The organism is Streptomyces sp. NPDC006430, from assembly GCF_040612395.1.
Classification (GTDB): Bacteria; Actinomycetota; Actinomycetes; order Streptomycetales; family Streptomycetaceae; genus Streptomyces.
Map to the genome: position 1 here is coordinate 151,835 of NZ_JBEXQA010000002.1, position 12,218 is coordinate 164,052.

Here is a 12,218-nt window from a genome sequence, read left to right on the forward strand (position 1 = left end):
GTCAGCGGCCCCCCGTGATTCTTTGTCGAGTCCCTACGAACGGCCCACAGATTCTTTGCGTGATCGCTGCCCTGGGGCCTTCGCGTAACGAAGCGGTCCGGACCCCTTGTCCGCACGTTTACCCGTTAGTAGCCTCCAGGGCGTCGAACAGGCTTGTGGCCGGGGAGCCGTGGGGGAGGGGTGGGTCGTCGTGGGCGTCGTGCTGCGCAGGCTCGTGGCCGGGTCGGCCGCGATCGTGCTCGTCGCCGAGGCGGCGGTGCTCGTTCTCGTCCACATCGTGCTGGGTAGGACCACCCACAATCAGTCGATGTCCATCGCCGGCATGGATCCCGATGTCATGTCCACAGCAACATATGCGATGGGGGCGGGCATCGGCGCGTTCCTGCTCCTGTGCGCCGTGCTCCTCGCCGTCGCGGCCGTCCGCGACCGGGCCCCGGGCGGCTTCGCCCGCACCGTGCTCATCACGGCCGCCGTCACCCACGCGCTGCTCGGCGCGCTCAGCGTCGGCCTGGTCGGCTGGGGCGCCTTCGTGGCGATGATGCTGATCCTCTGCCTGCTCGTCCTGACCCTGACGCTCTACACGGGCCAGAACGGGGCCCAGAACGGGGCCCGGGGCGGCCCCGGGGGCCCAGCGGGCACCCCGGACGCCGGGGACGTCCACGACGCGCCACCGGCCCCGCCCGGGCCGCTCGGGGAGCTCAAGCCCACAAGTCCGTGATGGAAACGCCCAATTCGCCCAGCAGGGAGCGCAGCAGCGGCATCGACAACCCGATGACGTTCCCGTGGTCCCCGTCGATCCCGTCGATGAACGGCGCCGACAGACCGTCCAGGGTGAAGGCGCCGGCCACGTGCAGCGGCTCGCCGCTCGCCACGTACGCCGCCACCTCCGCGTCCGTCGGCTCGCCGAACCGGACCGTCGTGGACGCCGTCGCCGAGACCTGACGCCCGGTCGCCGTGTCGATGACGCAGTGACCGGTGCGCAGGACGCCGGACCGGCCGCGCATCGCCTTCCAACGGGCGGTGGCCTCCTCGGCGTCCGCCGGCTTGCCCAGCGCCTCGCCGTCCAGTTCCAGCACCGAGTCGCAGCCGATCACCAGGGCGCCCGCAGCCTCGTCCGTGGCCGCCACGACGGCCGCCTTGGCCTCGGCCAGTGCCAGCGCCAGTTCGGCCGGGGTCTCCGCGTCGAGCGCGTCCTCGTCGAAATTGCTGACGATCACGTGCGGGGCGAGCCCGGCCTGGCGCAGCAGGTTCAGCCGGGCGGGTGAGGCGGAGGCGAGGACGAGGGCGTGGGCGGCTTCAGTCATGCCCGTCATCGTAGGCGGGGCGATCCGGGCCCGGACACGCCCTAGAAGCCCACGCCCAGGACGTACACGACCACCAGCATCGCGAGGACGACCACGACGGTCATCCGCCGGACCATCGCCTGCGCGTCGCGCATGTCCTTGGGCGGCTCGTTCTTCGGGTCTGACCAGAGCATGCCCCGATCCTGGCCCCGCAGACGGCCGTGGCGCCTGAGTACGGGTACTCAGGCGCCACGGTCCGTTCACACCATCTTCGGGTCCGGCAGCGGCTCTGGCGCTGTGGCGGAAGGGTTCACCGGCCGACCCTTCCGGTCACAGCCCTAGCCGGGCCAGTACGTACGGGCCCACGCGCGCGGCCCCGGCTGCGGCAGCGTGCGCCGTGCCACCCGGGCCGGCGCCGCCCACTCGTCCGTCACCCGCGGCGCGCCCGACGGTGCCGAGGCCAGCACCGCCGCGCGCGCTTGGACCACCGCCAGTGCGGCGGCCAGCTCCTCGGGCGTCGGGTTCCCCTTGACGACCTTGATCACCACGGAGACCTCCTGGGGTCTAGAGGGGGATGTTGCCGTGCTTCTTCGGGGGCAGGGACTCGCGCTTGGTGCGCAGCTGGCGCAGCCCCTTGACCACGTGCGCCCGGGTCTCGGACGGCATGCACACCGCGTCGACGTAACCCCGTTCGGCGGCGGTGTACGGGTTGAGCAGCGTGTCCTCGTACTCGGCGATGAGCCGGGCCCGGGTCTCCTCGGCGTTGCCCGCCTCCTCCGCCTCGGCGATCGCACGGCGGTGCAGGATGTTCACCGCGCCCTGCGCGCCCATGACGGCGATCTGCGCGGTCGGCCAGGCCAGGTTCAGGTCCGCGCCGAGGTGCTTGGAGCCCATGACGTCGTACGCGCCGCCGAAGGCCTTGCGGGTGATGACGGTGATCAGGGGGACGGTGGCCTCGGCGTACGCGTAGATCAGTTTCGCGCCGCGTCGGATGATTCCGTTGTACTCCTGGTCCGTGCCCGGCAGGAAGCCCGGTACGTCCACGAACGTCAGCACCGGGATGTTGAAGGCGTCGCAGGTCCGCACGAAACGGGCGGCCTTCTCGGAGGCGTTGATGTCCAGGCAGCCGGCGAACTGCATGGGCTGGTTGGCGACGATGCCGACCGGGTGCCCCTCGACCCGGCCGAAGCCGGTGAGGATGTTCGGCGCGAAGAGCGACTGGGTCTCCAGGAACTCCGCGTCGTCCAGCACGTGCTCGATCACGGCGTGCATGTCGTACGGCTGGTTCGCGCTGTCCGGGATCAGGACGTCGAGCTCGCGGTCCTCGTCCGAGACCTCGGTGTCCGCCTCTTCCGGGAAGGCGGGCGGCTCGGAGAGGTTGTTCGACGGCAGGTACGCCAGGAGCGACTTGACGTACTCGATGGCGTCCTTCTCGTCCCCGGCCATGTGGTGGGCCACGCCCGAGGTGGAGTTGTGGGTGCGGGCACCACCCAGCTCCTCGAAGCCGACGTCCTCACCGGTGACCGTCTTGATGACGTCCGGGCCGGTGATGAACATGTGCGAGGTCTGGTCGACCATCACGGTGAAGTCGGTGATGGCGGGGGAGTACACGGCGCCGCCCGCGCAGGGGCCCACGATCAGGCTGATCTGCGGGATCACGCCCGAGGCGTGCACGTTGCGGCGGAAGATCTCGCCGTACATGCCCAGCGCGCTGACGCCTTCCTGGATGCGGGCGCCGCCGGAGTCGTTGATGCCGACGAGCGGGCAGCCGGTCTTCAGCGCGAAGTCCATCACCTTCATGATCTTCTGGCCGTAGACCTCGCCGAGGGCCCCGCCGAAGACGGTGAAGTCCTGCGAGAACACGGCCACCGGGCGGCCGTCCACCGTGCCGTAGCCGGTGACGACGCCGTCGCCGTAGGGGCGGGTCTTCTCCAGCCCGAAGTTGGTCGACCGGTGCCGGGCGAACTCGTCGAGCTCGACGAAGGACCCCTCGTCCAGCAGCAGGGCGACCCGCTCACGCGCCGTCAGCTTCCCCTTGGCGTGCTGCTTCTCCACTGCCCGCGCGGACCCGGCGTGAGTGGCTTCGTCGATGCGGCGCTGCAGGTCCGCGATCTTGCCCGCGGTCGTGTGCATGTCGATCGGCTCTGAGGGTTGTGACATCGGGGTCGCGGCTCCCTGTGTGGTGTCAACTGCCTGGTCAATTGATTGACTACTGCTGGCTACTGGTGCGTAGCGTATCGGCGGGCATGGCGCTCGGCAGTGCGGCGTTTGACACACCTACTGTGGGTTGCATGACGCCATCAGATGCATCAGGAGGAGCTCCCTCGGGAGCCTCCGCGGGCCGCTGGTCGAACCTCGACCGGCCGCCGCTGAACGCCGCCGCACTGGAGCGGGCCCTGGTCACCGACACGGGGCTGTGGTCGTCGGTGGAGGTGGTCGACTCCACCGGTTCCACCAACACCGATCTCGCGGCCCGGGCCGGGGAGCTGCCCGAGGGGGCCGTCCTCATCGCCGAGGAGCAGACCGCCGGACGAGGCCGGCTGGACCGGAGCTGGGTCGCGCCGGCCCGGTCCGGGCTGTTCTTCTCCGTCCTGCTCAAGCCGGGCCCAGCCGTACCGCAGGAGCGGTGGGGCTGGCTGACCCTGCTCGCCGGGGTGGCTGCCGCGACCGGGCTGTCCCGGGCGTCCGGCGTGGACGCCTCCCTCAAGTGGCCCAACGACCTGCTGGTCACCGTGGGCGGGGCGGAACGCAAGACCGGCGGCATCCTCGCCGAGCGGGTGAGCGACGGGATCGTCCTCGGCATCGGGGTCAACGTCACCCTGACCGAGGACGAGCTGCCGGTGCCGCAAGCGGGCTCGCTGATGCTGGCGAAGGCCGCCGTGACGGACCGGGAGCCCCTGCTGAAGGCCGTCCTGCGCTCCCTGGAGCAGTGGTACGGGGACTGGCGGGCGGCCGGCGGGGACCCGGCGGCCAGCGGCCTCCAGGAGGCGTACGCGGCGGACTGCGTCACGCTCGGCCGGCACGTGCGGGCGGACCTGCCCGGAGGCCGCACGCTCACCGGGACGGCCGAAGCGGTGGACGCGGACGGGCGGCTCGTCGTCCGTACGGCGGAGGACCGGCACGAGACCGTGGGGGCCGGGGACGTGGTGCACCTGCGGTCGGCGCGGTAGCACTGCCGCCACTGCGGGGAGTGGGGAGTGAGCTACGGCACACCTGCCGTATGGTTTAGGCGATCCCGGTCCTCTCGGTGATCACCCGGTTCGGCAGGGCAGAGCGCACGGAATGGACAGGAGGCGGCCCTTGACCGTCGACGACCCTACGTCCAGCGCGTCCGCCCCCGGGCCAACCGGCCCGGGCACACCGATCGGGCGTGACCAGCACACTCCCCTCCACGAGGTCGACCACACCGCCCAGCCGACCGCGGATCCGCTCGCCATCCGGCTGGAGCAGCTGATCCTGGGCGCCGAGCGCCGGTACACCCCCTTCCAGGCGGCCCGCAGTGCCGGGGTCTCGATGGAACTCGCCTCCCGCTTCTGGCGGGCGATGGGCTTCGCGGACATCGGCCAGGCCAAGGCCCTCACGGAGGCGGACGTCCTGGCGCTGCGCCGGCTCGCCGGTCTGGTCGAGGCCGGGCTGCTGAGCGAGCCGATGGCCGTGCAGGTGGCACGGTCGACCGGGCAGACCACCGCCCGACTGGCGGAATGGCAGATCGATTCCTTCCTGGAAGGGCTGACGGAGCCGCCGGAGCCCGGGATGACCCGCACCGAGGTCACGTACCCGCTGGTGGAGCTGCTGCTGCCCGAGCTCGAAGAATTCCTCGTCTACGTGTGGCGGCGGCAGCTGGCGGCGGCCACCGGGCGCGTGGTGCAGGTGGCGGACGACGAGGAGATGGTCGACCGGCGCCTCGCCGTGGGCTTCGCGGACCTGGTGGGCTTCACCCGTCTGACCCGCCGCCTGGAGGAGGAGGAGCTCGGCGAGCTGGTCGAGTCCTTCGAGACGACCTCCGCGGACCTGGTGGCCGCGCACGGCGGCCGGCTGATCAAGACGCTGGGCGACGAGGTCCTGTACTGCGCCGACGACGCGGCGACCGCGGCGGAGATCGCACTGCGGCTCATCGAGACGATGGAGGCCGATCCCCAGATGCCCGAACTGCGGGTCGGGATCGCCTTCGGCACCGTGACGACCCGCATGGGCGACGTCTTCGGCACCACCGTGAACCTGGCGAGCCGCCTGACGTCGATAGCCCCCAAGGACGCCGTCCTGGTGGACGGGGCGATGGCGGAGGAACTCGGCCGGACCGGCGCCGCCCCGGTGTCGGAGAAGGAAGCCGAGTCCGAGGAGGGCGGCGGGGCCTACCGCTTCGCGCTCCAGCCGATGTGGCAGCGGCCGGTCCGCGGACTGGGCGTGGTCGAGCCCTGGTCGCTGACCCGGAGGAAGCCGAGGGGCTGAGGGGCCGGCTGCCGTGCCTCCCGGTCGGCGCGCCCGCCTGCCCGGGGCCTCGGGCCGATCCATCCTCCCCTCGCCCCGACCGCCGTTGCCGGATCGCCCGTTGCCGGATCGCCCGATACCCGCGAGGTTGTTCCGCGGGGCTGCTCCGCCAGAGGGAGCGGAACGGGTGGGCCGGGGGTCTCCTTCCCGCGCGCCACGGGCACTAGAGTGCGGCGGTAACGCTCGTTAACCGGGAGGGTCGCAGGCATGTCTGAGCAGCGCTTCGGAGAATTCGTCGCGGTACGTCGGGAGGGCGACGGGCACGTCGCGGAGCTGGCGATGGACCGGCCCAAGGCGATGAACGCGGTCTCCACGGAGATGGCGCGGTCCGTCGGAGCGGCCTGCGCCGCGCTGGCCGCGGACCCGTCGGTACGGGTGGTCGTGCTCACCTCCACGGCCGAGCGGGCGTTCTGCGTCGGCGCCGACCTCAAGGAGCGGAACTCCCTGTCGGACGCCGAGCTGGTACGGCAGCGACCCACCACGCGCGGTGCGTACGGGGGCGTCCTGGAGCTGCCGATGCCGACGATCGCGGCGGTGCACGGGTTCGCGCTGGGCGGCGGCTTCGAGCTGGCCCTGGCCTGTGACGTGATCGTCGCCGACGAGACGGCCGTGGTCGGCCTGCCCGAGGTGTCGGTGGGTGTCATCCCCGGCGGCGGCGGCACGCAGCTGCTGCCGCGCCGGGTGGGCGCCGCCCGGGCCGCCGAGCTGATCTTCACCGCCCGGCGGGTGGAGGCCCCGGAGGCGCTCTCCCTGGGCCTGGTGGACTCCCTGGTCCCGGCCGGCCGCGACCGGGACGAGGCGCTGGCCCTGGCCGCCCGGATGGCCGCGAACTCGCCGGTCGGCCTGCGCGCGGCCAAGCGGGCGCTGCGGCTGGGCCACGGGATGGACCTGGCGGCAGGCCTGGAGATCGAGGACGCGGCCTGGCGGACGGTGGCCTTCTCCGGCGACCGCGCGGAGGGCGTGGCCGCGTTCAACGAGAAGCGCAAGCCGCAGTGGCCGGGTTTGTAGGGCGCGCGCAGGTCGGTGCAGTCCTGGTGACCCGGCGCTGAGCAACCGACTGCGCCGTCGAGGCGTCTGCACGGGGCGCGCAGTTCCCGTACCCGCGTAGGTTCCGACGGCAGGCCGCAGACCGCAGACCGCCGTGCTGCTCGACCCGCCGAGCGAGGCGTGCATCACGCTTCCGGAGGTCGCCGACCCCGGTTCCAGCGGACGGGCGCACCCGCCGCGCAACCGGACGGCTGTGTTCGCGACCGTCTCCACCGGGTGCGGCAGCGCGCGCCGCCCCCGACGGCGGACCGGGGTACGAGGGGTAGACCACGAAGTTAGACAAAACTCCCTAATCTGGGGTGATGGGAGTCGACGGGCGGCTGCGAGCCGTCGTGGGCCTTGCGCAGGCCATGGCCGCGGCGTGCGCGCCGCGGGACAGCGTCCGGGCGGCTGCGCGGGGGGCGCGCCTCGCGATGGACGGGTCGTTCGCCGCGATCTCCGCGTGGGAGCGGGAGCGGGGGCGGCTGCGGGTGCTCGTCAACGAGGGCGAGCGGCGCGCCGGGGAGGTCGAGTTCCCCGAGGACGAGTCGTATCCCGTGCACGACTTCCCCGAGATCACCGAGTTCCTGCACGAACGCTGGGTCGGGGGCGGCGGCCCGCACGCCTGGGTGGAGAGCGCCGGTGGGAGCCGCCCGGGGCGGCGCGGCGAAGCCCTGCGCAGGCGCGGGCGCGGGACCTGCGTCGTCGCCCCCATCGTGCTCAGCGGGCGGGCCTGGGGCGAGCTGTACGTGGCCAGGGACGAGGGCATGGCGGACTTCGACGAGGACGACGCCGAGTTCGCGACCGTCCTCGCCGCCGTCGTCGCCGCGGGCCTCGCCCAGAACGACCGCCTCGAAGAAGCCCGACGGCTGGCCTTCACCGATCCGCTCACCGGCCTGGCCAACCGCCGCGCCGTCGACATGCGGCTGGACGAGGCCCTTGAGGAGCACCGCCGCGCCGGGACCGTCGTCAGCCTCGTGGTGTGCGACCTCAACGGGCTCAAGCGGGTCAACGACACCCTCGGGCACGCCATGGGCGACCGGCTGCTGGAGCGGTTCGGGTCCGTGCTCAGCCTCTGCGGGGCGATGCTGCCCGGCGCGCTCGTGGCCCGGCTCGGCGGCGACGAGTTCTGCCTGCTGAGCGTGGGACCCCCCGCTGACCAGGTGGTACGGGTGACCGAGGAGTTGTGCCTGCGCGCCGCCGAGCTGGAGCTGGGGGAGGGCGTGGCGTGCGGGGTCGCCTCCACCGGGGACCCGATCGGGCTCGTGAAGTCCTCCCGGCGGCTGTTCCGGCTGGCCGACGCCGCCCAGTACAAGGCCAAGGCCGCCCGTTCCCCCAAGCCCGTCGTCGCCGGCCGGGACACCGCCGTGGTCCGGTTGGCCGACGCCGCCCAGCAGGAGGCGGCCGGTGAGCGGCGTCGCTTCCGGGGCCGGGCGTAGATCCGTTCGCGGCGGCGTAAGGGTCCCTCGTGAAAGTCGCTAGTGACATGAAGCGATTCAGTCCGTAGGGTGCTGAATATGGATATGCACACTGTCGTGGTGGGGACGTCCGGGACCACCGCCGAAGACGTCATCGCCGTCGCCCGCGGCAACGCACGGGTCCAGCTGTCCGGCGAGGCGCTCGACGCCCTCGCCCGCGCCCGCGAGATCGTCGATGCCCTCGCCGCCAAGCCCGAACCCGTCTACGGGGTGTCCACCGGCTTCGGCGCCCTCGCCTCCCGGCACATCAGCCCCGAGCTGCGCGCCCAGCTCCAGCGCAACATCGTCCGCTCCCACGCCGCGGGCATGGGCCCGCGCGTCGAGCGGGAGGTCGTTCGCGCCCTGATGTTCCTCCGCCTGAAGACCGTCGCCTCCGGGCACACCGGCGTCCGGCCGTCCGTCGCCCAGACGATGGTCGACGTGCTCAACGCGGGCATCACGCCCGTCGTCCACGAGTACGGCTCGCTCGGCTGCTCCGGCGACCTTGCACCGCTCTCGCACTGCGCGCTCGCCCTGATGGGCGAAGGCGACGCCGAGGGGCCGGACGGCGTCGTCCGCCCCGCCGGTGAGCTCCTCGCCGAGGCCGGGATCGCGCCGGTCGAGCTCCGCGAGAAGGAGGGGCTCGCCCTCCTCAACGGCACGGACGGCATGCTCGGCATGCTCGTCATGGCCCTCGCCGACCTCGACAAGCTCTACAAGTCCGCCGACATCACCGCCGCGCTGACGCTGGAGGCGCTGCTCGGCACGGAGAGGGTCCTCGCGCCCGAGCTGCACGCCATCCGCCCGCACCCGGGCCAGGGCGCCTCCGCCGCGAACATGGCCGCCGTCCTGAAGGGCTCCGGGCTCACCGGGCACTTCCAGGAGGAGTCGGCCCCGCGCGTGCAGGACGCGTACTCGGTGCGCTGCGCCCCGCAGGTCGCCGGCGCCGGCCGCGACACCATGGCGCACGCCGCCCTGGTGGCTTCGCGCGAGCTCGCCTCGGCCGTCGACAACCCGGTGGTGCTGCCCGACGGGCGCGTGGAGTCCAATGGCAACTTCCACGGGGCCCCGGTCGCGTACGTCCTGGACTTCCTGGCCATCGCCGCGGCCGACCTCGGCTCCATCGCCGAGCGCCGCACCGACCGGCTGCTCGACAAGAACCGTTCGCACGGCCTGCCGCCGTTCCTCGCGGACGACGCCGGTGTCGACTCCGGTCTGATGATCGCGCAGTACACGCAGGCCGCCCTGGTGAGCGAGATGAAGCGACTGGCCGTGCCGGCCTCCGCCGACTCGATCCCCTCCTCCGCCATGCAGGAGGACCACGTCTCGATGGGCTGGTCGGCCGCGCGCAAGCTCCGTACCGCCGTCGACAACCTGACCCGGATCATCGCGATCGAGCTGTACGCGGCCACCCGGGCCATCGAGCTGCGCCACGGTCTGACCCCGGCCCCGGCCAGCCGGGCGGCCATCGCGGCGGCTCGCGCGGCTGGTGTGGAGGGTCCTGGGCCGGATCGTTTCCTCGCCCCTGACCTGGCCGCCGCCGACGCGTTCGTCCGTACGGGCGGCCTCGTCGCCGCGGTGGAGCCGGTGACGGGTCCGCTCGCCTGACCCCTCGCCCCACCCTTGCCGTACCGCGGAGGGGCCGCCGCCGGGAAACGTTTCCCGGGGGCGGCCCCTCCGTACGTGTACGGGGCCCGAGCGGCCCGCGGGCTAGGAACGCGAGCGGCGTACGGAGAAGGTGACGAACCCGGCCCCTAGGCCCAGGCAGAGGGTGCCGCCCAGCAGGTACGGGGTGGTGTCGATCCCGCCGGTGTCGGCGAGCCCCAGCGGGACCTGCCCGGCCGTCTGCGGCGAGGCGGCCGAGGGGCCCTCCACGGTGGTCACCGTGTCGGACCCGAACGCGTTCGCGGACGCGGGCGCGGGGGATTGCGGCGCGGCCGACCCGGATGCCGCGGACCCGGGTGCGGTGGCGTTGGCCGAGGGCACGAACCAGAGGGCGGCGAGGAGGGTGGTCGCTCCGAGAGCGGTGAGCAGCGGTCGGCGTGCGGACACGGTGCGATCCCCCTTGCGGAAGCAGCGAATTGGCCGTGTGCGGTGATGCTACGGACAAGGGCGGGTCGTGGGAAAGTCGGGGGTTCTCCGGGCTTACTCTCCGTCGTATGAACCCTTCTGACACATCACGGTACGTACGGCTTCGGGTGGATTTGGTGCTGGAGGTGCCCGACGCAGAGGCACTCACCGGCGCTGCGCTCGCGCACATCCAGGCCGACGAGTTCATGCCGGACGAGGAGCGCGGCCACGCCGAGTCGGCCGTACGCGAGGACGAGTCCGAGGCACTCGCGTACCTCGTCGATCCCACTGACCTGGTCGCGGACATCCCCGGCGTGGATCTGGCGCAGGCCTCCTGGAGCAGCGAGCCCGTCGAGTACGACCCCGAGTCCTTGGAGTGGGACCTGGACGAGGAAGATGGGGAGTTCGACGAAGAGACGACCGACAACGCCTGACCGTGTGGTTGCCCACATTCACGGGGATGTGGAACCGATCCGGCCCTTCAACGCGTTGACTGGTGCGAGGCAGGGGGGCGCGCCCCCCTGCCCGGAGCTCGGGGGTTCAGGCAACGATGGAGTGGCGTGTGAGGACGGACAGGAAGCGGCGGAGAAGGTCCCTTGTGGCCATATCCGCCGTACTCGGTGGCGTGCTGGTGCTCTCGGCGTGCAACGGTGGGGGCGACGACAAGTCGAAGGGCGGCGGGGACGGCACAAGCAAGTCCCAGTCGGACGTGGACGCCGCCGCGGCCAAGGACGCCTCCAAGGCCAAGATAACGATCACGCCGAAGGACGGTGCGACCAACGTCGGCCTGAACGACGCGACGAACGTCGCCGTCAGTGACGGCACGCTCACCGCGGTCGAGCTGAAGACCTCCGAGGGCGCGGCCGTGCCCGGGAAGATAGCCGCCGACGGCAAGAGTTGGAAGCCGGAGGGCTCGCTGAAGCGCTCCACCAAGTACGCCCTGTCCGCGACCGCCAAGGACGCGGACGGCAAGGAGGCGCACGAGAACGCCTCCTTCACCACCGTCTCCCCGGAGAACAGCTTCATCGGCTCGTTCGAACCGGACGACGGCCAGACCGTCGGCGTGGGCATGCCGGTCTCGATCACGTTCAACAAGCCGATCAAGGACCAGAAGGCGGTCCAGGCGGCGATCACCGTGACCTCCAGCAGCGGTCAGGAGGTCGTCGGCCACTGGTTCAACCCGCAGCGGCTGGACTTCCGCCCGGAGCAGTACTGGCAGGCGAACTCCACCGTCACGCTGAAGCTGGCGCTGGACGGGGTGCAGGGCGCCCCGGGCATCCAGGGCGTGCAGAACAAGACCGCCACCTTCAAGATCGGCCGGAGCCAGGTCTCCACGGTCGACGCGAAGACGAAGAAGATGACGGTCACGCGGGACGGTGCCGTCCTCAAGACCATCCCGATATCGGCGGGCTCCCCGGAGAACCCGACGTACAACGGCCAGATGGTGATCTCCGAGAAGTTCAAGGAGACCCGGATGGACGGTGCCACCGTCGGCTTCAAGAACGGTGAGGGCAAGGGCGAGTACGACATCAAGGACGTCCCGCACGCGATGCGGCTGTCCACCTCCGGCACCTTCATCCACGGCAACTACTGGGGATCGGACTCGATCTTCGGCAGCGTGAACACCAGCCACGGCTGCGTGGGCCTGAACGACGTCAAGGGCGCGAACGACCCGAACCAGCCCGCGGCCTGGTTCTACGACAACTCGCTCATCGGTGACGTGGTCACGGTGATCAACTCGCCGGACAAGACCATCAAGCCGGACAACGGCCTCAACGGCTGGAACATGAGCTGGGCGGACTGGAAGGCCGGCACGGCCTCCTGACCCTCCCCCCGGGCCACGTCCGGGGAACCGGTTGGACCGGTGCACGCAACTCCCGCGGATGGCGGGGAG

13 protein-coding genes are annotated in these 12,218 nt (G+C 71.8%); 8 read left to right on the forward strand and 5 right to left on the reverse strand.

Annotated elements, in window-relative coordinates:
• Positions 1-169: 169 nt before the first annotated feature.
• Positions 170-718 carry a hypothetical protein gene (locus ABZZ20_RS03765; protein ID WP_356866390.1) on the forward strand — a complete coding sequence of 183 codons (549 nt, stop codon included), beginning with the start codon at positions 170-172 and terminating at the stop codon, positions 716-718.
• Here ABZZ20_RS03765 and ABZZ20_RS03770 read toward each other — a convergent pair.
• The 4 genes from ABZZ20_RS03770 to ABZZ20_RS03785 form a co-directional block, all read right to left on the reverse strand.
• Positions 699-1,313: a nucleoside triphosphate pyrophosphatase gene (locus ABZZ20_RS03770; RefSeq protein WP_356866392.1), complete on the reverse strand. Its 615-nt coding sequence runs from the start codon at positions 1,311-1,313 to the stop codon at positions 699-701. The genes ABZZ20_RS03765 and ABZZ20_RS03770 overlap by 20 nt on opposite strands.
• Positions 1,314-1,345: 32 nt before the next feature.
• Positions 1,346-1,477: a hypothetical protein gene (locus ABZZ20_RS03775; RefSeq protein ID WP_099889787.1), complete on the reverse strand. Its 132-nt coding sequence runs from the start codon at positions 1,475-1,477 to the stop codon at positions 1,346-1,348.
• Positions 1,478-1,621: 144 nt separating this feature from the next.
• The gene (locus ABZZ20_RS03780) at positions 1,622-1,828 is read right to left on the reverse strand and encodes an acyl-CoA carboxylase epsilon subunit (protein WP_356867191.1); all 207 of its coding nucleotides are present in this window, start codon (positions 1,826-1,828) and stop codon (positions 1,622-1,624) included.
• 19 nt (positions 1,829-1,847) lie between these two features.
• Positions 1,848-3,443 carry an acyl-CoA carboxylase subunit beta gene (locus ABZZ20_RS03785; protein ID WP_356866394.1) on the reverse strand — a complete coding sequence of 532 codons (1,596 nt, stop codon included), beginning with the start codon at positions 3,441-3,443 and terminating at the stop codon, positions 1,848-1,850.
• Between the two features lie 131 nt (positions 3,444-3,574).
• Here ABZZ20_RS03785 and ABZZ20_RS03790 point away from each other — a divergent pair, with 131 nt between their 5' ends.
• From ABZZ20_RS03790 to hutH, 5 genes are all read left to right on the forward strand, one after another.
• Positions 3,575-4,453, forward strand: coding sequence for a biotin--[acetyl-CoA-carboxylase] ligase (locus tag ABZZ20_RS03790; protein ID WP_356866396.1), 879 nt, complete (start codon positions 3,575-3,577; stop codon positions 4,451-4,453).
• Between the two features lie 193 nt (positions 4,454-4,646).
• On the forward strand, positions 4,647-5,732 hold the full coding sequence (locus ABZZ20_RS03795) for an adenylate/guanylate cyclase domain-containing protein (protein WP_356867193.1): 1,086 nt from the start codon (positions 4,647-4,649) through the stop codon (positions 5,730-5,732).
• Between the two features lie 246 nt (positions 5,733-5,978).
• Positions 5,979-6,779, forward strand: a complete 801-nt coding sequence (locus ABZZ20_RS03800; protein ID WP_356866397.1) for an enoyl-CoA hydratase-related protein — start codon at positions 5,979-5,981, stop codon at positions 6,777-6,779.
• Between the two features lie 341 nt (positions 6,780-7,120).
• Positions 7,121-8,236, forward strand: a complete 1,116-nt coding sequence (locus ABZZ20_RS03805) for a GGDEF domain-containing protein (protein ID WP_356866399.1) — start codon at positions 7,121-7,123, stop codon at positions 8,234-8,236.
• Positions 8,237-8,320: 84 nt separating this feature from the next.
• Positions 8,321-9,862: a histidine ammonia-lyase gene (gene hutH / locus ABZZ20_RS03810; RefSeq protein WP_356867195.1), complete on the forward strand. Its 1,542-nt coding sequence runs from the start codon at positions 8,321-8,323 to the stop codon at positions 9,860-9,862.
• Positions 9,863-9,964: 102 nt separating this feature from the next.
• Here the strand turns inward: hutH and ABZZ20_RS03815 are convergent, their stop codons facing one another.
• Entirely contained in the window at positions 9,965-10,306 is a 342-nt protein-coding gene (locus ABZZ20_RS03815) for a hypothetical protein (protein ID WP_356866401.1), read from the reverse strand.
• Positions 10,307-10,413: 107 nt separating this feature from the next.
• Between ABZZ20_RS03815 and ABZZ20_RS03820 the strand changes: the two genes are divergently transcribed.
• Both ABZZ20_RS03820 and ABZZ20_RS03825 read left to right on the forward strand, forming a co-directional pair.
• On the forward strand, positions 10,414-10,758 hold the full coding sequence (locus ABZZ20_RS03820) for a hypothetical protein (RefSeq protein ID WP_356866402.1): 345 nt from the start codon (positions 10,414-10,416) through the stop codon (positions 10,756-10,758).
• A 116-nt stretch (positions 10,759-10,874) separates the two neighbouring features.
• Entirely contained in the window at positions 10,875-12,149 is a 1,275-nt protein-coding gene (locus ABZZ20_RS03825; RefSeq protein WP_356866404.1) for an Ig-like domain-containing protein, read from the forward strand.
• The last annotated feature ends 69 nt before the right edge of the window (positions 12,150-12,218 follow it).